This is a genomic window from Streptomyces lincolnensis, from assembly GCF_021173675.1.
In the GTDB taxonomy this organism is placed as follows: Bacteria; Actinomycetota; Actinomycetes; order Streptomycetales; family Streptomycetaceae; genus Streptomyces; species Streptomyces lincolnensis_B.
This window is the reverse complement of sequence record NZ_JAIHON010000016.1, coordinates 192,628-212,146: the sequence shown is the minus strand read 5'-3', so window position 1 is coordinate 212,146 and position 19,519 is coordinate 192,628. Positions and strand designations below refer to the sequence as shown.

23 protein-coding genes and 5 tRNA genes are annotated in these 19,519 nt (G+C 70.0%); 20 read left to right on the top strand and 8 right to left on the bottom strand.

All coding sequences use genetic code 11. The features are described 5' to 3' along the window. The first annotated feature begins 287 nt into the window (after positions 1–287). From K4B79_RS39005 to gltX, 3 genes are all read left to right on the top strand, one after another. Complete coding sequence (locus K4B79_RS39005) at positions 288–494, top strand: hypothetical protein (protein ID WP_232032163.1); 207 nt, start codon at positions 288–290, stop codon at positions 492–494. Between the two features lie 145 nt (positions 495–639). Further along, positions 640–1,425 (top strand): fumarylacetoacetate hydrolase family protein, encoded by a 786-nt coding sequence (locus K4B79_RS39000; protein ID WP_232032162.1) that lies wholly within the window; start codon positions 640–642, stop codon positions 1,423–1,425. Next, on the top strand, positions 1,418–2,902 hold the full coding sequence (gltX, locus tag K4B79_RS38995; RefSeq protein WP_232032161.1) for a glutamate--tRNA ligase: 1,485 nt from the start codon (positions 1,418–1,420) through the stop codon (positions 2,900–2,902). The genes K4B79_RS39000 and gltX overlap by 8 nt, the downstream gene beginning before the upstream one ends. A 60-nt stretch (positions 2,903–2,962) precedes the next feature. Here the strand turns inward: gltX and K4B79_RS38990 are convergent, their stop codons facing one another. Next, on the bottom strand, positions 2,963–3,247 hold the full coding sequence (locus K4B79_RS38990; RefSeq protein WP_232032160.1) for a type II toxin-antitoxin system RelE family toxin: 285 nt from the start codon (positions 3,245–3,247) through the stop codon (positions 2,963–2,965). Positions 3,248–3,380: 133 nt separating this feature from the next. On the opposite strand from K4B79_RS38990, the gene K4B79_RS38985 reads away from it, so the two are divergent. The 6 genes from K4B79_RS38985 to K4B79_RS38960 all read left to right on the top strand — a co-directional run bounded on the left by K4B79_RS38985 (position 3,381) and on the right by K4B79_RS38960 (position 4,679). After that, positions 3,381–4,112: an HAD family hydrolase gene (locus tag K4B79_RS38985; RefSeq protein ID WP_232032159.1), complete on the top strand. Its 732-nt coding sequence runs from the start codon at positions 3,381–3,383 to the stop codon at positions 4,110–4,112. A gap of 91 nt (positions 4,113–4,203) precedes the next feature. Next, positions 4,204–4,275, top strand: a tRNA-Gln gene (locus tag K4B79_RS38980). 21 nt (positions 4,276–4,296) lie between these two features. Further along, a tRNA-Glu gene (locus K4B79_RS38975) sits at positions 4,297–4,369 on the top strand. Positions 4,370–4,398: 29 nt separating this feature from the next. Further along, a tRNA-Glu gene (locus K4B79_RS38970) sits at positions 4,399–4,471 on the top strand. Between the two features lie 20 nt (positions 4,472–4,491). Continuing rightward, positions 4,492–4,563, top strand: a tRNA-Gln gene (locus K4B79_RS38965). Positions 4,564–4,606: 43 nt separating this feature from the next. Further along, positions 4,607–4,679, top strand: a tRNA-Glu gene (locus K4B79_RS38960). Positions 4,680–4,739: 60 nt separating this feature from the next. On the opposite strand, the gene K4B79_RS38955 is transcribed toward K4B79_RS38960, so the two are convergent. After that, a complete protein-coding gene (locus tag K4B79_RS38955) occupies positions 4,740–5,387 on the bottom strand; it encodes a MerR family transcriptional regulator (RefSeq protein ID WP_232032173.1) in 648 nt (215 codons plus the stop codon). A gap of 107 nt (positions 5,388–5,494) precedes the next feature. Between K4B79_RS38955 and K4B79_RS38950 the strand changes: the two genes are divergently transcribed. Beyond that, on the top strand, positions 5,495–5,980 hold the full coding sequence (locus K4B79_RS38950; RefSeq protein WP_232032158.1) for a DUF4188 domain-containing protein: 486 nt from the start codon (positions 5,495–5,497) through the stop codon (positions 5,978–5,980). An 81-nt stretch (positions 5,981–6,061) separates the two neighbouring features. On the opposite strand, the gene ndgR is transcribed toward K4B79_RS38950, so the two are convergent. Further along, positions 6,062–6,778, bottom strand: a complete 717-nt coding sequence (gene ndgR, locus K4B79_RS38945) for an IclR family transcriptional regulator NdgR (protein WP_007384919.1) — start codon at positions 6,776–6,778, stop codon at positions 6,062–6,064. Between the two features lie 188 nt (positions 6,779–6,966). Here ndgR and leuC point away from each other — a divergent pair, with 188 nt between their 5' ends. The 4 genes from leuC to K4B79_RS38925 all read left to right on the top strand — a co-directional run bounded on the left by leuC (position 6,967) and on the right by K4B79_RS38925 (position 10,323). Further along, positions 6,967–8,397 carry a 3-isopropylmalate dehydratase large subunit gene (gene leuC / locus K4B79_RS38940; RefSeq protein WP_232032157.1) on the top strand — a complete coding sequence of 477 codons (1,431 nt, stop codon included), beginning with the start codon at positions 6,967–6,969 and terminating at the stop codon, positions 8,395–8,397. Positions 8,398–8,403: 6 nt separating this feature from the next. After that, the gene (leuD, locus tag K4B79_RS38935) at positions 8,404–8,997 is read left to right on the top strand and encodes a 3-isopropylmalate dehydratase small subunit (protein WP_232032156.1); all 594 of its coding nucleotides are present in this window, start codon (positions 8,404–8,406) and stop codon (positions 8,995–8,997) included. A gap of 298 nt (positions 8,998–9,295) precedes the next feature. Further along, the gene (locus tag K4B79_RS38930) at positions 9,296–9,526 is read left to right on the top strand and encodes a hypothetical protein (RefSeq protein ID WP_232032155.1); all 231 of its coding nucleotides are present in this window, start codon (positions 9,296–9,298) and stop codon (positions 9,524–9,526) included. Positions 9,527–9,663: 137 nt separating this feature from the next. After that, entirely contained in the window at positions 9,664–10,323 is a 660-nt protein-coding gene (locus K4B79_RS38925; protein ID WP_232032154.1) for an HU family DNA-binding protein, read from the top strand. A 72-nt stretch (positions 10,324–10,395) separates the two neighbouring features. Here the strand turns inward: K4B79_RS38925 and K4B79_RS38920 are convergent, their stop codons facing one another. Both K4B79_RS38920 and cofC read right to left on the bottom strand, forming a co-directional pair. After that, positions 10,396–10,587, bottom strand: a complete 192-nt coding sequence (locus tag K4B79_RS38920; protein WP_232032153.1) for a hypothetical protein — start codon at positions 10,585–10,587, stop codon at positions 10,396–10,398. A gap of 91 nt (positions 10,588–10,678) precedes the next feature. Beyond that, positions 10,679–11,317, bottom strand: coding sequence for a 2-phospho-L-lactate guanylyltransferase (gene cofC / locus K4B79_RS38915; RefSeq protein ID WP_232032152.1), 639 nt, complete (start codon positions 11,315–11,317; stop codon positions 10,679–10,681). A gap of 154 nt (positions 11,318–11,471) precedes the next feature. On the opposite strand from cofC, the gene K4B79_RS38910 reads away from it, so the two are divergent. The 3 genes from K4B79_RS38910 (at position 11,472) to K4B79_RS38900 (ending at position 14,477) form a co-directional block, all read left to right on the top strand. Next, entirely contained in the window at positions 11,472–12,242 is a 771-nt protein-coding gene (locus K4B79_RS38910) for a lysophospholipid acyltransferase family protein (RefSeq protein WP_232032151.1), read from the top strand. After that, the gene (locus K4B79_RS38905; protein WP_232032150.1) at positions 12,239–13,249 is read left to right on the top strand and encodes an NAD(P)H-dependent glycerol-3-phosphate dehydrogenase; all 1,011 of its coding nucleotides are present in this window, start codon (positions 12,239–12,241) and stop codon (positions 13,247–13,249) included. Before K4B79_RS38910 ends, K4B79_RS38905 begins: the two co-directional genes overlap by 4 nt. 70 nt (positions 13,250–13,319) lie before the next feature. After that, positions 13,320–14,477, top strand: coding sequence for a D-alanine--D-alanine ligase family protein (locus K4B79_RS38900; protein WP_232032149.1), 1,158 nt, complete (start codon positions 13,320–13,322; stop codon positions 14,475–14,477). Between the two features lie 9 nt (positions 14,478–14,486). On the opposite strand, the gene K4B79_RS38895 is transcribed toward K4B79_RS38900, so the two are convergent. Both K4B79_RS38895 and K4B79_RS38890 read right to left on the bottom strand, forming a co-directional pair. Further along, positions 14,487–15,023, bottom strand: a complete 537-nt coding sequence (locus tag K4B79_RS38895; RefSeq protein WP_232032148.1) for a DUF3515 domain-containing protein — start codon at positions 15,021–15,023, stop codon at positions 14,487–14,489. A 20-nt stretch (positions 15,024–15,043) separates the two neighbouring features. Further along, complete coding sequence (locus tag K4B79_RS38890) at positions 15,044–15,277, bottom strand: Lrp/AsnC family transcriptional regulator (RefSeq protein WP_003993216.1); 234 nt, start codon at positions 15,275–15,277, stop codon at positions 15,044–15,046. A 206-nt stretch (positions 15,278–15,483) separates the two neighbouring features. Between K4B79_RS38890 and K4B79_RS38885 the strand changes: the two genes are divergently transcribed. Next, a complete protein-coding gene (locus K4B79_RS38885) occupies positions 15,484–16,452 on the top strand; it encodes a thiamine-phosphate kinase (RefSeq protein WP_232032147.1) in 969 nt (322 codons plus the stop codon). Beyond that, positions 16,449–17,234: a bifunctional hydroxymethylpyrimidine kinase/phosphomethylpyrimidine kinase gene (gene thiD, locus K4B79_RS38880; protein ID WP_232032146.1), complete on the top strand. Its 786-nt coding sequence runs from the start codon at positions 16,449–16,451 to the stop codon at positions 17,232–17,234. The genes K4B79_RS38885 and thiD overlap by 4 nt, the downstream gene beginning before the upstream one ends. A gap of 123 nt (positions 17,235–17,357) precedes the next feature. On the opposite strand, the gene rpmB is transcribed toward thiD, so the two are convergent. Then, complete coding sequence (rpmB, locus tag K4B79_RS38875; RefSeq protein WP_003993230.1) at positions 17,358–17,543, bottom strand: 50S ribosomal protein L28; 186 nt, start codon at positions 17,541–17,543, stop codon at positions 17,358–17,360. Positions 17,544–17,798: 255 nt separating this feature from the next. On the opposite strand from rpmB, the gene K4B79_RS38870 reads away from it, so the two are divergent. Next, positions 17,799–19,517 (top strand): DAK2 domain-containing protein, encoded by a 1,719-nt coding sequence (locus K4B79_RS38870; protein ID WP_232032145.1) that lies wholly within the window; start codon positions 17,799–17,801, stop codon positions 19,515–19,517. The last annotated feature ends 2 nt before the right edge of the window (positions 19,518–19,519 follow it).

Below are 19,519 nucleotides of genomic sequence, written 5' to 3'. Positions count from 1 at the left end.
GGCAACTGATCTCCCGCATAACGGACTTATGCCCGCGAGTCTCCTGGGGGTACCGGGTGTCCCAGTCGCCATGATCAGGAGCGGAATGAGGGCTTCAGGGAGTCAATGTCCGTTTCGTTGGGGTGGGTTGAGGTTCGCAATTGTCCGTTATGCCCATAGGTCAGTGAGCAAACTCACACAGCAGTCACAGGGTCTTCGCGGCTTCGGCGGGGAATGGCGTGTTTAGCCTGACGCTTTACAAGAAGGCAGAATCTGCCAACTCACAACCATCGAGGTCGAGTACAACCGTGAAGACGACGACGATGTTCCACAAGATCGCCAACCCGCGACGCACCACGCTGGCGCACCTGAAGGACGCCGACGAACTGCAGACCGTGGAGCAGCCGGAGCACTCCGTCGACCTGCCGGCCCAGACCGCCAATCCGCGGCGCACGATCCTTATGGAGATGCCCGCCTCGGCGGGCGCGGTCCAGGTGGGCGCGGCCCAGGAGTAGATCGTAGATCACGGGTGGATCACCGGCGTCACCGGCCGGGTCGAGGGCGTCCCGCGGCATCCGCGAGGCGCCCGCCCTGTGCCGCGTTAGCCTGGAGCGTCAGACTCCAGCAGCTCAGTGACTCAGTGAGGGGCGCCAGGATCCCGTGCGCATCGCCAGATTCTCCATCGACGGGAACGTCGCCTTCGGCGCGGTCGAGGGCGACAGGCCGGACGAGCTCGTCCTCGACATCATCAAGGGCATCCCGTTCGCGGACTTCGAGCTCTCCGGTACGAAGGTCCCGGTCAACAAGGTGCGTCTGCTGCCGCCGGTGCTGCCCAACAAGGTCGTGGCCTTCGGCCGCAACTACGCCGAGCACGCCAGGGAACTGGGCAACGAGGTCCCCGACGCCCCGTTCGCCTTCTTCAAGCCCTCCACCTCGGTGATCGGCCCCGGCGACGAGATCCAGTACCCCTCCTTCTCCGAGGAACTGCACCACGAGGCCGAGCTCGCCGTCGTCATCGGGCGCATGTGCCGTGAGGTCCCGCGCGAGCGCGTCAAGGACGTGATCTTCGGCTACACCTGCGCGAACGACGTCACCGCCCGTGACGTGCAGAAGCGCGAGAAGCAGTGGGCCCGGGCCAAGGGCTTCGACACCTCCTGCCCGCTGGGCCCCTGGGTGGAGACGGACCTCGACCTGGAGACGGCGTCCGACCTGACCGTCCAGCTCACGGTCAACGGCGAACAACGCCAGCTCGGCCGCACCAGCGAGATGATCCACGGCATCGAGGATCTGATCGTCAACATCTCCGAGGCCATGACGCTGCTCCCCGGCGACGTGATCCTCACGGGCACCCCGGCAGGCGTCGGGCCGCTCACCGTCGGCGACGAGGTCGCCGTCACCATCGAAGGCATCGGCACTCTCACCAACAAGGTTGTCAAGCGTGGCTAGCGCACCCGGCTCCCCCGTTCGCGTACGTTTCTGCCCCTCGCCCACCGGTAACCCCCATGTGGGCCTGGTCCGCACCGCCCTGTTCAACTGGGCGTTCGCGCGGCACCACCAGGGCACCCTGGTCTTCCGCATCGAGGACACCGACGCGGCCCGCGACTCCGAGGAGTCGTACACGCAGCTGCTCGACTCGATGCGCTGGCTGGGCTTCGACTGGGACGAGGGCCCCGAGGTCGGCGGCCCGCACGCGCCGTACCGCCAGTCGCAGCGGATGGACCTCTACAAGGACATCGCGGGCAAGCTCCTGGACGCCGGTCACGCCTACCGCTGCTACTGCTCCCAGGAGGAGCTGGACACCCGCCGCGAGGCCGCCCGCGCCGCCGGCCGGCCCTCCGGCTACGACGGTCACTGCCGCGAGCTGACTGCCGCCCAGGTCGAGGAGTACCGGGCCCAGGGCCGCGAGCCGATCGTCCGCTTCCGCATGCCCGACGAGACGATCACCTTCACGGACCTGGTCCGCGGCGAGCTGACCTTCACCCCGGAGAACGTCCCGGACTACGGGATCGTCCGGGCCAACGGCGCGCCCCTCTACACGCTGGTGAACCCGGTCGACGACGCGCTGATGGAGATCACCCACGTCCTGCGCGGCGAGGACCTGCTCTCCTCCACCCCCCGCCAGATCGCCCTGTACAAGGCGCTGATCGAGCTGGGCGTGGCGAAGGAGGTCCCGGCCTTCGGTCACCTGCCGTACGTCATGGGCGAGGGCAACAAGAAGCTGTCCAAGCGCGACCCGCAGTCCTCGCTGAACCTCTACCGCGAGCGCGGCTTCCTGCCCGAGGGCCTGCTCAACTACCTCTCGCTGCTGGGCTGGTCGCTCTCGGCCGACCAGGACATCTTCACGATGGACGAGATGACCGCGGCCTTCGACATCGCGGACGTCAACCCCAACCCGGCCCGCTTCGACCTGAAGAAGTGCGAGGCGATCAACGGCGACCACATCCGCCTGCTGGACGTGAAGGACTTCACCGAGCGCTGCGCCCCCTGGCTCAAGGCCCCCTTCGCGCCCTGGGCGCCGGAGGACTTCGACGAGGCCAAGTGGCAGGCGATCGCCCCGCACGCCCAGACCCGCCTGAAGGTCCTGTCGGAGATCACCGACAACGTCGACTTCCTGTTCCTGCCGGAGCCGGTCTTCGACGAGCCGTCCTGGACGAAGGCGATGAAGGAGGGCTCGGACGCGCTCCTGCGTACGGCCCGCGAGAAGCTGGAGTCCGCGGACTGGACCTCGCCGGAGTCCCTCAAGGAGGCCGTCCTGGCCGCCGGCGAGGCCCACGGCCTCAAGCTCGGCAAGGCCCAGGCCCCGGTCCGCGTCGCCGTCACCGGCCGCACCGTCGGCCTGCCCCTCTTCGAGTCCCTGGAGATCCTGGGCAAGGACACCACGCTGACCCGCATCGACGCGGCACTGGCGAAGCTCGCGGCGTAGGTCACGCACACGAGAAGGGGCGGTGCCCGGCAGCCCGGGTACCGCCCCTTCGCGTGCCGGTCACTGTGCGTCGGCTTCGTCGATCAGGTACTGGCTTTCATCGAAGATCCAGACCACGACGACGACCATGATCGCGCCGGCCACCACGTATTCCAGCATCACGCCAGGGGCCACATAGGCCTTGCGCAGATTGTCGTCGGGTCCCAGTGGCGCGGTCGACGTCTTCCGAAACGGGTCACGGGCCAGTATCCGCACGGCCCTGTCCAACTGCGCTCGGCGCTCTGCGGGCAGGCCGTCGAACGTCGTACGGGCCTCGACGGTGAACTGGACGCGGTACTCGCTCATGTCCTCAGTGTGCCAGCCTGGCAGGGTGGTCAAAGCCGTTGTCCGGGACGTGGTGGACGACACCCTCTTCGACGCTGCATTCATCGGGGGATAGCCCCCGAACCCCCAGCCGATCCGGCGTACCGTCGGTGTCATGGTGATCAGAGCCGTGGTCTGGGACGTGGACGACACCCTCTTCGACTACACCGCCGCCGACCGCGCCGGTATGCGGGAGCACCTCGCGGCCGAGGGCCTGATCGACGCGTACGAGAGTGTGGAGCGGGCCATCGCGCGCTGGCGGGAGGTCACCGACGCCCAGTGGGCCCGGTTCTCGGCCGGGGAGGTCTCCTTCCAGGGCCAGCGTCGGGACCGCGTCCGGGTGTTCCTGGGCGAGGAGCTGAACGACACAGAGGCCGACGCCTGGTTCGAGCGGTACATCGGGCACTACGAGAGGGCCTGGGCCCTCTTCCCGGACGTCCTGCCGGTCCTGGACGCCCTCGCCGCCAGCCACCGGCACGCCGTGCTGTCCAACTCCAGCATCCACGTCCAGGACCGCAAGCTGCGCGTCCTCGGCGTCCACGGCCGCTTCGAGGCCATCCTGTGCGCGGCGGAGCTCGGCGTCTCCAAGCCCGAGGCCCGCGCCTTCCTGGCGGCCTGCGAGGCACTGGAACTCGATCCGCACCAGGTGGCGTACGTCGGCGACCACCCGGAGATCGACGGGCGGGGAGCCGCCGACGCCGGACTGCTCTCGGTGTGGATCGACCGCGACGGCGTGTACACCGGCGCCGCCGCGCCCGCGGGCCCGCACCGGATCGCCTCGCTGGCCGAACTCCCCGCTCTCCTCGGCGCCGATACCCGTTTTGGAGCCCCGTCCACCTTCGGGTAATGTTCTTCCTGCGCCGCCGGAGAGCGGGCCGAAAGGCCGGAACCCGGGGGAGCAAACTAGAACAAGATCCCCACAGGGGCTTGCGTTCCAGTGGCCTATGGTGTAATTGGCAGCACGACTGATTCTGGTTCAGTTAGTCTTGGTTCGAGTCCAGGTAGGCCAGCTCGCAGAGCTCATCTGCATCGCCCCCGTTGTGTAGCGGCCTAGCACGCTGCCCTCTCAAGGCAGTAGCGCCGGTTCGAATCCGGTCGGGGGTACTGGTTCCGATCTTCTCGGGATCGCTAGGGCCCCCGTTGTGTAGCGGCCTAGCACGCCGCCCTCTCAAGGCGGTAGCGCCGGTTCGAATCCGGTCGGGGGTACAAACTGGTCTAAACCACATTGGTCTATGGTGTAATTGGCAGCACGACTGATTCTGGTTCAGTTAGTCTTGGTTCGAGTCCAGGTAGACCAGCTCGGATCTGCGGCGGTGCACATCAAACGCTTGCAAGATCCTCGCCCCCGTTGTGTAGCGGCCTAGCACGCCGCCCTCTCAAGGCGGTAGCGCCGGTTCGAATCCGGTCGGGGGTACGTGATGGAAGGGCCCTCCCTCGGGAGGGCCCTTCCGCGTTTCCCCGGTCGGACCCCGGCTCACCTGCCGCCGAACCGCCGACGTGACTCCTCCGCCTGGGCCAGCCTGCGCAGGCTCAGCAGCACCGGCTCGTACAGCACGGTCAGCGCCACCGCCGCCTCCACCTGCTCCTCCGGCGTCCGGTAGCGCTCCACCAGGTCGAGATCACTGACGGCCATGCGCTCCATCGCGCGGCCGTACGGCTCCAAGTCCTCTACGGAGCACGGGTAACCGAGCCGGGACAGCGTGGCGATCGCGGTCACCAGCATCCCGTACGCCGGTGCGGCGGGAGCGTCGGCCGTGGGGCCGTAGTCCCAGTCGAGCCGGTCCAGGAGGGCGTCGGCGGTGCGCCGGCCCACCTCGGTCGCCGGGTCGTCGTCGTCCGGAGCCGGCCCGTGCGGCAGGGCCCACACGGCGCTGCCCAGCCGCTGGTTGCGGTCGAGGTCCCCGTCCTGAAGGGCGGCGAGCACCTCGCGGGCCGAGGCCACCGGGATGCCTCCCACCTGGATCAACGCCCGCACCAGACGCAGGCGCCGCAGATGCCCCTCGTCGTACTCGGCCTGTGTGGCCGTGACGCGGCGGCCGGCGTGCAGCAGCCCTTCGCGCAGGTAGTACTTGATCGTCGCCGTGGAGACACCGCTGCGCGTGCTCAGCTCCGCCAGTCGCATCCGGCCCGCACCCTCTTTCCTCTTGCGCTCCCCGTTGGGGAGTGCCACTATCCAAGCATGGATAGCTTCACTATCCAATACGCGATCGTGAGGGAGCGGGGGACGCGATGAGTGGCAGGCCGATCGAAGGACGCACGACGGCGGCGGGCGAGGAGGAGGTGGTCGTCTTCCTGATCGGAATGCGGGTCAACAGCTTCGCCGCACCGCGCAGTTGGCTGCCCGTGGCCAGGGCCATGGGCCCGATGATCGCGGAGCTGTCGCGGGAGAAGGGCAGCGGACTGCTCGGGTACCAGTTCCTGCTGGGCTTCCCGCGCGTGCTGTACGTGGTGCAGTACTGGGACTCGAAGGAGAAGCTGCTCGCCTACGCGTCGGCGCCGGACGGGAAACACCGGCCGGCGTGGGCCGCCTTCAACCGGCGGCTGCGCGAGGGGAAGGGCAAGGTCGGCTTCTGGCACGAGACATACGTCGTGCCGGCGGGGTCGTACGAGTCGATCTACGTGAACATGCCCGAGTTCGGCCTCGGGAAGGCCACCGGGGTCGTTCCGGTCGGGCGGCGGGGTGACCGTGCGGCCGACCGTCTCCGGCTCGGCTGAGGGTCTCGGTCGACCGGCGGTGTGGCCGACGGGAGGGGCCCTGCCGCGGCGTTGAGGCGGGCCCTTCGTCGGATCCCGCGGTCAGCCCGTCCGGCGCAGGGCCTCGGAGAGGCGGGCGGCGGCGTCGATGACCGCCTGGGCGTGCATCCGGCCCGGGTGGCGGGTCAGGCGCTCGATGGGGCCGGAGACCGAGACGGCGGCCACCACGCGGTTGGAGGGCCCGCGCACGGGCGCGGAGACGGACGCGACGCCCGGCTCGCGCTCGCCGATGGACTGGGCCCAGCCGCGGCGGCGTACGCCGGAGAGCGCGGTGGCCGTGAAACGGGCGCCCTGGAGGCCGCGGTGCAGGCGCTCCGGCTCCTCCCAGGCCATGAGGATCTGGGCCGAGGAGCCCGCCTTCATCGTGAGCGTGGAGCCGACCGGGACCGTGTCCCGCAGGCCGGACAGGCGCTCCGCCGCGGCCACGCAGATGCGCATGTCGCCCTGGCGGCGGTAGAGCTGCGCGCTCTCGCCCGTGATGTCACGGAGGTGGGTGAGCACCGGGCCTGCGGTGGCGAGGAGGCGGTCCTCACCCGCGGCGGCGGCCAGTTCCGCCAGGCGGGGGCCGAGAATGAAACGGCCCTGCATGTCACGCGCCACCATCCGGTGGTGTTCCAGAGCCACGGCCAGCCGGTGGGCCGTGGGTCGTGCCAGCCCGGTCGCCGCGACCAGACCCGCGAGGGTGGCCGGACCGGACTCCAGAGCGCTCAGGACAAGGGCTGCCTTGTCCAGAACGCCGACGCCGCTACTGTTGTCCATGAAACGATACTCGCGTCTCACTCTGTGAAACGCAAGTTCAATTTTCCGTGGAACACGCCACTCTGGAATGACACAGCGGCCCGTGTGACAAGGGCCCGGCGGCGGTCGTCCGGAACAGGGGCCCGGGCAGTCGCCTCCTCAAGATCTCTAGTTGGGCCGGTGGACGCTCGCCGGCCGGAGGGAAAGCGATGGGTAGGACACTCGCGGAGAAGGTCTGGGACGACCACGTCGTCCGGCGCGCCGAGGGCGAGCCCGACCTCCTCTTCATCGATCTCCACCTCCTGCACGAGGTGACCAGCCCGCAGGCCTTCGACGGTCTGCGCAAGAGCGGCCGCACGGTGCGCCGCCTGGACCTCACCATCGCGACCGAGGACCACAACACCCCCACCCTCGACATCGACAAGCCCATCGCCGACCCCGTCTCGCGCATCCAGCTGGAGACGCTGCGCAAGAACGCCGCCGACTTCGGCGTGCGCCTGCACCCGCTGGGCGACGTCGAGCAGGGCGTCGTGCACGTCGTCGGCCCCCAGCTGGGCCTGACCCAGCCCGGTATGACGGTCGTCTGCGGCGACTCCCACACCTCCACGCACGGCGCCTTCGGCGGTCTGGCGTTCGGCATCGGCACCTCCCAGGTCGAGCACGTGCTGGCCACCCAGACGCTCCCGCTGGTCCGCCCGAAGACCATGGCCATCACGGTCAACGGCGAACTGCCCGAGGGCGTCACCGCCAAGGACCTGATCCTGACGATCATCGCCAAGATCGGTACCGGCGGCGGCCAGGGCTACGTCCTGGAGTACCGCGGCGAGGCCATCGAGAAGCTCTCGATGGAGGCCCGCATGACCATCTGCAACATGTCGATCGAGGCCGGCGCCCGCGCGGGCATGATCGCCCCCGACCAGACCACCTTCGACTACCTGGAGGGGCGCCCGCACGCCCCCAAGGGCGAGGACTGGGACGCGGCCGTCGCGTACTGGAAGACGCTCAGGACGGACGACGACGCCGAGTTCGACGCCGAGGTGGTCATCGAGGCCGCCGAGCTGGCGCCGTTCGTCACCTGGGGCACCAACCCGGGCCAGGGCGCGCCGCTTTCGGCCCACGTCCCCGATCCTGCTTCGTACGAAGACGCTTCGGAGCGCCTCGCCGCCGAAAAGGCCCTGGAATACATGGGGTTGGAGGCCGGACAGCCGCTGCGCTCCATCAAGGTGGACACCGTCTTCGTAGGCTCGTGCACCAACGGCCGCATCGAGGACCTGCGCGCCGCCGCCGAGCTCGTCAAGGGCCGCAAAGTCGCCGACGGCGTACGGATGCTGGTCGTCCCGGGCTCCGCGCGGGTCGGTCTCCAGGCCGTCTCCGAGGGCCTGGACGTCGTCTTCAAGGAGGCCGGCGCCGAGTGGCGGCACGCGGGCTGCTCGATGTGTCTGGGCATGAATCCCGACCAGCTGGCCCCGGGCGAGCGCTCCGCGTCCACCTCCAACCGCAACTTCGAGGGCAGGCAGGGCAAGGGCGGCCGTACCCATCTGGTGTCGCCGCAGGTCGCAGCCGCTACGGCGGTGCTGGGCCACCTGGCCTCCCCGGCCGACCTGTCCGACGCCGAGACCCGTACGCCCGCTGGAGTCTGATCAGTCATGGAAGCTTTCACCACGCACACCGGCCGGGCCGTCCCGCTGCGCCGCTCCAACGTCGACACCGACCAGATCATCCCTGCTCACTGGCTCAAGAAGGTCACCAGGGACGGGTTCGAGGACGGGCTGTTCGAGGCCTGGCGCAAGGACGAGAAATTCATCCTCAACCAGCCCGAGCGCAAGGGTGCGACCGTCCTGGTCGCCGGCCCCGACTTCGGCACCGGCTCCTCCCGCGAACACGCCGTCTGGGCGCTCCAGAACTACGGCTTCAAGGCGGTCATCTCCTCCCGCTTCGCCGACATCTTCCGCGGTAACTCGCTCAAGAACGGCCTGCTCACGGTGGTTCTGGAGCAGAAGATCGTGGACGCGCTCCAGGAGCTCACGGAGCAGGACCCCACGGCCGAGATCACGGTCGACCTCCAGGCCCGCGAGGTGCGCGCCGAGGGCATCACCGCCGCCTTCGAACTCGACGAGAACGCCCGTTGGCGGCTGCTGAACGGGCTGGACGACATCTCCATCACCCTCCAGAACGAGGCCGACATCGCCGCCTACGAGGCCAAGCGGCCCTCGTACAAGCCGCGGACGCTCCCGGTCTGACCCGGAGTGCTCGACTTCTGACCGAAGTCTTCGCCCGGAGCAACTGAACAGGTCGAGTTTCGGCCACCGCGACACCCCCGCCGTACCCCCGATCAGCCCGATCGGGGGTACGGCTGTGTCTGCACCCGATCGGCCCTGCGCCCGGCTCGACGGCCTCCCAACTTCCCACGTTACGACGGTTGTTGTCGGGGTACGCGTCCCTTGGGACCGTGGCTTCCGCATGCGCCCGGAAGGCCGTTTGAGGTGGCAGTTGCACCCCTGGCAGGCGACAACTCGCCCCAGATGGCACAATCTGTGCATGGAACACGACGGCCAACTCCAGCTCTATGCGGCAGTCGCGGACCAACTCAAGGAAGCGCACACAAGGGTGCGCGCACTGCAAGTCCCGGAGGGCGTACGGATGGCGCTGGCCCGGAAGCTGCTGGTCATTACGGCCGCGGCCAAGCACGATCTCGCCGACGCGGCAAGGCGTCTGGAGGCGTTCACGGCGGACCTGGACGAGGGTCGATTCCCCGAAGAGGAACGCTGAACAAGTCCAAGACGACCGAGTCCGTTGCGGCACAAGGGTGATAAGCCCGTTTCGTGTTTGATTTGCGGTATATATCTGCCTAACGTGCGAAAAAGCTTGAACACTTTCGTTCTGGCGATGTCTCCGAAGGGGAAGACGTGAACAAGGCGCAGCTCGTAGAAGCGATTGCCGACAAGCTGGGCGGCCGTCAGCAGGCCGCCGAGGCTGTCGACGCGGTCCTGGACGCGATCGTCCGCGCGACCGTGGCGGGGGACCGGGTCTCGGTCACCGGGTTCGGTTCGTTCGAGAAGGTCGACCGTCCCGCCCGCTACGCCCGCAACCCCCAGACGGGCGAGCGGGTTCGGGTCAAGAAGACCTCCGTTCCGCGCTTCCGCGCGGGCCAGGGCTTCAAGGACCTGGTGAGCGGCTCGAAGAAGCTCCCGAAGAACGACGTGGCGGTCAAGAAGGCGCCCAAGGGCAGCCTGTCCGGCGGGGCTTCGGCCACGGTCAAGAAGGCGGCGGCCAAGAAGGCGGCCCCGGCGAAGCGGGCGACGGCCGCGGCGAAGAAGACCACCGCGAAGAAGACGACGGCCAAGAAGACCACGGCCACCGCCAAGAAGACCACGGCGAAGAAGGCGCCCGCCAAGAAGGCGACGACCGCGGCCGCCTCCAAGTCGACCGCGGCGAAGAAGACCACCGCGAAGAAGGCGACGGCCAAGAAGGCCCCGGCGAAGAAGGCGACCGCCAAGAAGGCGCCCGCCAAGAAGTCGACGGCTCGCACGACCACCGCCAAGAAGGCCACGGCCCGCAAGCGGTAAGGGCACAGGGGCACTCACGCGCCGGGCCGGACTCCCTGTCGGAGTCCGGCCCGCGGCGTGTCTGCGACGCGCTCAGAAGGTCTGGAGCGTCACGAGGGTGACTTTGGTCCCCTCCATCTCGATACGGACCCGTTGGCCGGGGCGGAGTAGGCGTAGGCCGCCGGCCTCGAAGGCAGGGGCGTCGAAGGGCATGGGGGTGCCGTCGTCGAGGAGTACCTGGCCGGTGTGGGTGTCGGGGTCGTATGTGTACGCGGTGGCCTGCATGGCGGCAGGGTAGTGCCTCGAATGGTTCGTCTCCGGGGTGCGGCCTGGATGTGGCTGGTCGCGCAGTTCCCCGCGCCCCTAAAGGGGCGCTTCAGGAGCCCGGGATCAAGAGGCGGGCCGCTGCTGCTGCCGTGCGTGGGCCCAGCCCCAGGGCCAGTGCCGCTCTTAGGTCCGCGCCCGTGTCGACGTCCTGGCGGACCGAGTCGACCGCGGTGAGGGTGAGTTCCACGGCGCCGCCGGCTCGGTGGCGGGCTCGGGAATCCGTGCCGAAGGCGGGGTGCAATTGTTGGCCCTCTCCGGCGGCCAACAGGGTGGTTCCTATTGCGGCGGCGTCCGGGAGAAAAGCGCGGGGGAATTCCGCGGCGGCGTCCAGGACCCGGGCCAGTTCCAGGGGGCGCAGTGCCGGAAGGTCGGCGTTGAGGGCCGCCACGGCGCTGTCGGGGCGGGTTTCCCTTACGGCGGCGGCCGCGTGGGCCAGGGCCGGATTGAGGCCGCCCCGGGGTTCGTCGGTGACGATGCGCGCGCCGAGCGCGGCCAGTTCCCGCCCGGCAAGGAGATCGTCCGTGACGACTGCCACATCCTTGACCGACGGGCAGGCCAGCGCGGCTGTCACGGTGTCCTGTGCGAAGGCGAGAGCCAGGCCGGGGCGCACCCCGTCGTCGGCGGTGTCCGCGAGCCTGCTCTTCGCCCGCGCCAAGGGCTTCAGGGGTATGACCAAGGTCCACTGCACGAGCGTTTCCGTCTCTCTCTAGTCGCGGCCATTGTTACTCAGCCGTCACCGGGGCATCTGTCCGTCGCGAGGGCGAGGCGTACGGTGTTCTCGACAGACCGGCGGCCTGGGGCGACACTTGTGCGGCCCCCTGGCCCTAGAGGAAGGTGTCCGCGTGCCCCGCCGCAGAATCGGCTTCTGGTACCGCTTCGCAGCGGTGATCTGCAAACCGCCGCTGGTGGTTCTGATCAAGCGGGACTGGCGCGGAATGGAGAACATTCCGGCCGAGGGCGGATTTATCACCGTGGTGAACCACAATTCGCACATCGATCCCTTCGCCTACGCCCACTTTCAGTACAACACCGGCCGCGTTCCGCGATTCCTGGCGAAGAGCGGTCTTTTCAAGAAGGGATTCGTCGCCGCCGCGATGCGCGGCACCGGACAGATCCCCGTCTACCGCGAGAGCACCGACGCCCTGAGCGCCTTCCGGGCCGCTATCGCCGCCGTGGAGCGCGGAGAGTGCGTCGCCTTCTACCCCGAGGGCACCCTCACCCGCGACCCCGACGGCTGGCCCATGACCGGCAAGACCGGCGCCGCGCGGGTCGCCCTGGAGACCAGGTGCCCGGTCGTCCCGGTGGCCCAGTGGGGCGCCAACAAGGTGCTGCCGCCGTACGCCAGGAAGCCCGACCTGCTGCCCCGCAAGACCCACCATGTGCTCGCGGGCCCGCCGGTGGACCTGTCGCGGTTCTACGACAAGGAGATGACCCCGGAGCTCCTGAAGGAGGCGACCGAGGTCATCATGGCCGCCATCACCGCCCAGCTGGAGCAGATCCGCGGCGAGAAGGCACCCGCGACGCCCTACGACCCGCGCCGGGAGCGGATCGAGCAGCGACGCCGGACACGGGCACAGAGCAAAGGCAAGCAGGCAGAAGGGCAGGGCACGTGAGCAAGCCGGTCAAGGCGGCGGTCTTCGGCACCGGATCGTGGGGCACCGCCTTCGGCATGGTGCTCGCCGACGCGGGGTGCGAGGTGACCCTGTGGGGGCGCCGCGCGGAACTCGCCGAGGCGGTCAACTCCACGCGTACCAACCCCGACTACCTTCCCGGGGTCGAACTCCCCGAGAACCTGCGGGCGACGACGGACGCCGCCGAGGCGGCGCGCGACGCCGACTTCACCGTGCTCGCGGTGCCGTCGCAGACACTGCGCGGCAACCTCGCCGAGTGGGTGCCCCTGCTCGCTCCCCAGACGGTCCTCGTCTCGCTCATGAAGGGCGTCGAACTCGGTTCCGCCATGCGGATGAGCGAGGTCGTCGAGGACGTCGCCAAGGTCGGTCCGCACCGGATCGCCGTGGTCACCGGACCCAACCTCGCGCGGGAGATCGCCGCGCGGATGCCGGCCGCCGCAGTGGTCGCCTGCACCGACGAAGCGGTCGCCCAGCGGCTCCAGGCGGCCTGCCACACGCCCTACTTCCGCCCGTACACCAACACCGACGTGGTGGGCTGCGAACTCGGCGGCGCGGTCAAGAACGTCATCGGTCTCGCCGTCGGCATCGCGGACGGCATGGGGCTCGGCGACAACGCCAAGGGCTCGCTCATCACCCGCGGTCTCGCCGAGACGACCCGGCTCGGGCTCGCGATGGGTGCCGACCCGCTGACGTTCTCCGGACTCGCCGGTCTCGGCGATCTGGTGGCGACCTGTTCCTCGCCGCTGTCCCGCAACCACACCTTCGGCACCAACCTCGGCAGGGGCATGACCCTCCAGGAGACCATCGCGGTCACCAAGCAGACCGCCGAGGGCGTCAAGTCCTGTGAGTCCGTGCTGGATCTGGCGCGCAGGCACGGCGTCGACATGCCGATCACCGAGACGGTCGTCGCCATCGTGCACGAGGGCAAGCCGCCGGTGGTCGCCGTCAAGGAGCTGATGTCGCGCAGCGCGAAGCCGGAACGACGCTGAGCGACGCCGTTCTCGCGGCGCGGGGCGCACGCTGTATCAGCGCACTACCAACGGGTACTCTCAACGCGATATGAGCACCGAGAACCTCTCCCAGAGCCCTGAGCAGCCGCCTCGCAAGCCGCGCGTGGCCGTCGTGTTCGGCGGGCGCAGCTCCGAACACGGGATCTCCGCCGTCACCGCGGGCGCCGTCCTCAAGGCCATCGACCGGACCAAGTACGACGTCCTGCCGATCGGCATCACCCGCGAGGGCCGGTGGGTGCTCACCGCCGACGAACCGGAGCGCATGGCGATCACCGACCGCCGTACGCCCGACGTGGCGCAGCTCTCCGACTCCGGCGAGGGTGCCGTGGTGCTCCCGGTCGACCCCGCCAACCGTGAAGTCGTCTACAGCGAACCGGGATCGGTGCCCAAGGCGCTCGGCGAGATCGACGTCGTCTTCCCGGTGCTGCACGGCCCCTACGGCGAGGACGGCACCCTCCAGGGCATGCTGGAGCTCTCCGGAGTGCCGTACGTGGGGTCCGGGGTGCTCGCCTCGGCCGTCGGCCAGGACAAGGAGTACATGAAGCGGGTGTTCACCTCCTTCGGGCTCAAGGTGGGCCCCTACGTGGTGATCCGGCCGCGCGAGTGGGAGCGGGACGAGTCCGCCGCCCGCAAGAAGATCATCGACCTCGCCGGCGACCACGGCTGGCCGCTGTTCGTGAAGCCCGCGCGCGCGGGTTCCTCGATCGGCATCACCAAGATCGACGACCTGTCCGGGCTGGACGAGGCGATCGCCGAGGCGCGGCGGCACGACCCCAAGATCCTCGTGGAGGCCGCGCTGCGGGGCCGCGAGATCGAGTGCGGGGTCCTGGAGTTCGAGGACGGCCCCCGGGCCTCCGTCCCCGCGGAGATCCCCCCGCCGCAGGCGCACGCCTACTACGACTTCGACGCGAAGTACATCGACTCCACGCCCGGCATCGTCCCGGCCCCGCTCACACCCGAGGAGACGGCCGAGGTGCGGCGGCTCGCGGTGGACGCCTTCGAGGCGGCCTCCTGCGAGGGCCTGGTCCGCGCGGACTTCTTCCTCACCGAGGACGGCGAGTTCGTGATCAACGAGATCAACACGATGCCCGGCTTCACGCCCATCTCGATGTACCCGCAGATGTGGCAGGAGAGCGGGATCGGCTACCCGGAGCTGGTCGACCTGCTGATCCAGGCGGCCCTGCGCAGGTCTACGGGCTTGCGCTGACCTGCAGGTCTACGGGCTTGCGCTGACCTGGGGGCCACGGGGGGCGACACCCTTGGGTATCGCCTTCTTCACGGCCGCCGCCAGGTCGATCAGCACCCCCGAGGTGTCCCGCCCCTTCGGCACGGTCACCTCGACGTAGGCCTCACGATTGGCGGTGGTGAAGCGGTACGAACCGTCGTCCTGCTTCTCCATCAGCCAGTCGACGCCGTTCACCCCGCCTGCCACCGCGTCCGGGTCCCCGCCTTCCGCGACCTTCGGGTCGACCATCTTCGGCGGCTGGGGGACACCGCAGCGCAGTATGATCTCGGGGCCTCCCCAGCCCGCGGTCAGCGCGGAGGCGGGCTCGGGATCGTGGCGGCTCTCACCGTCCACCTCCGACGGCAGTACCTTGTCCAGATCCCGGCACAGTGCGGCCGTCCTGGCCACCGGACTGGGAACCGCCGCCGACTGGTTGTCGTCTGCTGATGAGCAGCCCGCGGTCGTGATCAGCACGACGAGCGCGGGCGGCCCGATCAGGATGCGGAGTCGGTGGCGGAAGAAGTTCACCGGCCAAAGGGTAGACGGGGCTACAGATGAACGACCGGGCAGGTCAGGGTGCGCGTGATGCCGTCCACTTGCTGGACCTTCGCGACCACCATGCGGCCGAGGTCGTCCACGGTGTCGGCCTGGGCACGCACGATCACGTCATAGGGTCCTGTCACGTCCTCGGCCTGGAGCACCCCAGGAATCTTGCTGATCGTCTCGGCGACGGTCGACGCTTTGCCGACCTCCGTCTGGATCAGGATGTACGCCTGTACCACGGAACCTCCAGGGCGGCCACGAGGATCATGTGGGGAAAAGGAACGCCACGGTATCGCGTCGCCGCTCGCCAGGGGGAGACCTGCGGGGGCCGGGGTACGCGCGCCGGGGTGCAGGCACGACAGAAGTTGACGGCCACCTCGACCGTATCGAGGACACTGGTGACGCGCGACCGGGCACGGACAGGGACAGAAGGGGCGTAAGGGCAATGAAGGGCACTGTTGGTGAGCTGGGGGAGTTCGGGCTCATCAGGGAGCTCACCTCCCGTCTCACCACCACCCCGGCGGTCCGGGTCGGCCCCGGCGACGACGCCGCGGTGGTCGCCGCTCCCGACCGCAGGGTCGTGGCCAGCACCGACATCCTCATCGAGGGACGGCACTTCCGCCGCGACTGGTCCACCGCCTACGACGTCGGACGCAAGGCGGCCGCACAGAACCTCGCGGACATCGCCGCCATGGGCGCCGTGCCGACCGCGCTGCTGCTCGGCCTGGTCGTCCCGGCCGAACTCCCGGTGACCTGGCCGACCGAGATGATGGACGGCCTGCGCGACGAGTGCCAGGTCGCGGGCGCGTCCGTGGTCGGCGGTGACGTCGTACGCGGCGACACGATCATGGTGTCGATCACCGCGCTCGGTGATCTGCGCAACCAGGAGCCCGTCACGCGCGGGGGCGCGCAGCCCGGTGACCTCGTCGCGGTGACGGGCTGGCTGGGCTGGTCCGCGGCCGGCTACGCGGTCCTCTCCCGCGGCTTCCGCTCCCCGCGCGCCTTCGTGGAGGCGCACCGGCGCCCGGAGCCGCCGTACCACGCGGGACCGGCCGCCGCCGGGCTCGGGGCGACGGCGATGTGCGACGTGAGCGACGGCCTGATCGCCGACCTCGGGCACATCGCGGAGGCCAGCAAGGTCAGGATCGACGTCCGCTCCGGCGCGATCGACATCCCCTCCCAGATGTACGACATCGGGCAGGCCGTCGGTGTCGACCCCATGCAGTGGGTGCTCACCGGGGGAGAGGACCACGCGATCGTGGCGACCTTCCCGCCGGACGTGAAGCTGCCCGCCCGCTGGAAGGTGATCGGCGAGGTGCTCAACCCCTCGGCGCTGCCCCAGGTGACGGTCGACGGGGCGCCGTGGACCGACAAGGGCGGCTGGGACCACTTCGGCGGGGACATCGAGTCATGATCCCTCGTGTCCTCACGGTGGCGGGCTCCGACTCCGGCGGGGGCGCGGGCATCCAGGCCGACCTGAAGACGATGCTCGCGCTCGGCGTGCACGGCATGAGTGTCGTCACGGCGGTCACCGCGCAGAACTCCCTCGGGGTGCAGGGGGCTTGGGAACTGCCCGTGGAGGCCGTGCGGGCCCAGTACCGCAGTGTCGTGGACGACATCGGCGTACAGGCGATCAAGACCGGGATGCTGGCCTCGGCCGAACTGGTCGAGGCGGTGGCCGAGTTGATCGGCGGCACGGACGTGCCGACGGTGATCGACCCGGTCGGGGTCTCCAAGCACGGGGATCCGCTGCTGGCCGCGTCCGCGCTGGACTCCGTACGGACGGCCCTGCTGCCCGTGGCCACCGTCGCGACGCCGAACCTCGACGAGGTCGCGCAACTCACCGGTGTCCGGGTCGACTCGGAATCCGGGATGCGGGAGGCCGCCGAGGCCCTGCTGGCGTACGGACCGACGTGGGCGCTGATCAAGGGCGGCCATCTCGCCGGTGACGCGGTGGACCTGCTCACCGACGGCTCCGAGGAGCACTGGCTGCGCGCGCCCCGGTACGACAACCGGCACACCCACGGCACGGGCTGCACGCTCGCCTCGGCCATCGCCTCGTACCTGGCCCGGGGGCGGTCCGTGCCGGAGGCGGTGGCGGCGGCCAAGGAATACGTCACCGGGGCGATCAGAGCCGGGTTCGCGCTCGGCGGGGGGATCGGGCCGGTGGATCACGGGTGGCGGCAGCGGTCGTAGACACGGCGGTGGCGGCATGCGTCCGTAGGCGGCACGTCCGTAGGCACGGCAAAAAGCCGGTCCACCTTTCGGTGGACCGGCTCAGTGCAGCGAACCAGCGGTGGCCGCGCGCTTAGCTGTGCGTCAGCGCGAGACCTTGCCGGCCTTGATGCACGAGGTGCAAGCGTTCACGCGCTTCGGCGTCCCGCCGACCACGGTACGGACGCGCTGGATGTTCGGGTTCCAGCGACGGGACGTACGGCGGTGCGAGTGCGAGATGTTGTTGCCGAAGCCCGGCCCCTTGCCGCAGACGTCGCAGTTGGCAGCCACGGGTCACTCCAAAGACTTCAGATGCACTTACGGTGGATCCCGGCAGGCCGGGATCGAGATCGCAGGATCAGAGATCTGAGTGGCGTTGCCAGGGGATTTGGCCCGATCGGATCGGGCAACCGGAGCAGCATACAACGACTGCGCCTGTGGAACGAAACTACCATGGCTGCTCAGGGGCCTGCCCCCGGCCCTCTTCCGGCCGACAGGGGCCCGAGGTCTACGCTGCCTCCCACGTCCAGCAGCTGGGAGGCGCAGGTGGCGCAGGTGCCGCAGACATTCCTCGATGCTCTCGCGGTGCGTACCTGGTGCGGTCTCGCGCTGGCCGCGCTCGGGCGAGCGCGCGAGGAGATCGACGCGATCAACGTCTATCCCGTGGCCGACGGCGACACCGGCACGAACCTGTATCTCACCGTGGAGTCGGCGGTGACCGCCGTGGAGGCCGTGTTCGAGGCGCACGGCACCGGCGGCCCGGGGAAACCGACCCTCGCCGACGCCACCCGCGCGATGGCGCACGGAGCCCTCATAGGCGCCCGGGGCAACTCGGGCACGATCCTCGCCCAGCTGCTGCGCGGCATGGCCCAGGTGCTGGCCGACGACAGTGAGACGGTTCACACGGACGGCGAGGGCCTGCGGCTCGCCCTGAGGCACGCGGCCGACTCCGCCCGGCAGGCCGTGGCCCGCCCCGTCGAGGGCACGGTCCTCACCGTCGCCGCGGCCGCCGCCGACGCGGCCGGGGAAGCGGAGGGCGACTGCGGGACGGTCGCACGGGCGGCCTACGACGGGGCGCGGGCCGCGCTGGCCGCGACACCGGGCCAGCTGGCCGTTCTGGAGCGGGCGGGAGTGGTGGACGCCGGCGGGCGGGGGCTGGTGGCGGTGCTGGCGGCGCTGGTGGAGACGTTCACGGGGGAGGCGCCCGGGGGAGTCCCCGTGGTGGCGGACACGGCACACGCGCGCGTAGCGGACACGGCACACGCGCGCGTGGCGGAGGCACCGGCCTCGGAAACCGCCGGGACCCCGCTCGACGAGTGCGCCGATGCCCCGGAGACCGGCGGGCCCGCCTTCGAGGTGATCTACCTGCTGGAGGCCGAGGACACGGCCGTGGACCGGCTGCGGGACCGGCTCGACGCCCTCGGGGACTCTCTCGTCGTGGTCGGCGGCGACGGCCTGTGGAACGTCCATGTGCACGTCGACGACGCGGGCGCCGCCGTGGAGGCGGGCGTCGAGGCCGGGCGGCCGTACCGGATCCGGATCACGCACTTCGGGCTCGGCGACGTGCACACCACCGGTGCCGAACGGCCGGTCCGGGAACGGGCCCAGCGCGCCGTCGTGGCCGTCGTGCCCGGCGAGGGTCTGGCCGGGCTCTACACCGAGGCGGGCGCGACCACCGTGCTCGCGCGCCCCGGGGAGCCGCCCGCGAGCGGAGAGCTCGTCCAGGCCGTACGGCGGGCCCACGCGCGCGAGGTGGTGCTGCTGCCCAACGACGCGGAGCTGCGCCACACCGCGGCCGCGGCGGCCGAGCAGGCCCGCACGGAGGGCATCCGGGTGGCCCTGATCCCGACGCGCTCCGCGGTCCAGGGGATCGCCGCGCTCGCCGTGCACGAGCCGGAGCGCCGCTTCGACGAGGACGTCGTGACGATGACCTCGGCCGCGGGCGCCACCCGGTACGCCGAGGTCGTCGTCGCCGAACGCCAGTCCTGGACCATGGCCGGCATCTGCCAGGCCGGGGACGTCCTCGGGCTGATCGAGGGCGACGTGGCCGTGATCGGCACGGACGTCACCGCCACCGCCCAGACCGTCCTGGACCGCATGCTCTCGGCCGGCGGCGAACTCGTCACGCTCGTCCTGGGCGACGAGGCGCCGGACTCCGTCGCCGAGCGCCTCGAGGCGCGGGTGCGGGAGGCCTACCTCGCCGTCGACACGGTGGTGTACCGGGGGGGTCGGCAAGGGGCGCTGCTGCTCATCGGGGTCGAGTAGGA

Bases quoted from the DNA above. Each gene is read 5' to 3' on its own strand.
- K4B79_RS38985 (WP_232032159.1), top strand. From the start codon at position 3,381: ATGGTGATCAGAGCCGTGGTCTGGGACGTGGACGACACCCTCTTCGAC.
- K4B79_RS38955 (WP_232032173.1), bottom strand. From the start codon at position 5,387: ATGCGACTGGCGGAGCTGAGCACGCGCAGCGGTGTCTCCACGGCGACG.
- leuC (WP_232032157.1), top strand. From the start codon at position 6,967: ATGGGTAGGACACTCGCGGAGAAGGTCTGGGACGACCACGTCGTCCGG.
- K4B79_RS38885 (WP_232032147.1), top strand. From the start codon at position 15,484: ATGAAGGGCACTGTTGGTGAGCTGGGGGAGTTCGGGCTCATCAGGGAG.
- thiD (WP_232032146.1), top strand. From the start codon at position 16,449: ATGATCCCTCGTGTCCTCACGGTGGCGGGCTCCGACTCCGGCGGGGGC.
- leuD (WP_232032156.1), top strand. From the start codon at position 8,404: ATGGAAGCTTTCACCACGCACACCGGCCGGGCCGTCCCGCTGCGCCGC.
- K4B79_RS38920 (WP_232032153.1), bottom strand. From the start codon at position 10,587: ATGCAGGCCACCGCGTACACATACGACCCCGACACCCACACCGGCCAG.
- K4B79_RS38990 (WP_232032160.1), bottom strand. From the start codon at position 3,247: ATGAGCGAGTACCGCGTCCAGTTCACCGTCGAGGCCCGTACGACGTTC.
- ndgR (WP_007384919.1), bottom strand. From the start codon at position 6,778: ATGGACAACAGTAGCGGCGTCGGCGTTCTGGACAAGGCAGCCCTTGTC.
- K4B79_RS38930 (WP_232032155.1), top strand. From the start codon at position 9,296: ATGGAACACGACGGCCAACTCCAGCTCTATGCGGCAGTCGCGGACCAA.
- K4B79_RS38950 (WP_232032158.1), top strand. From the start codon at position 5,495: ATGAGTGGCAGGCCGATCGAAGGACGCACGACGGCGGCGGGCGAGGAG.
- K4B79_RS38900 (WP_232032149.1), top strand. From the start codon at position 13,320: ATGAGCACCGAGAACCTCTCCCAGAGCCCTGAGCAGCCGCCTCGCAAG.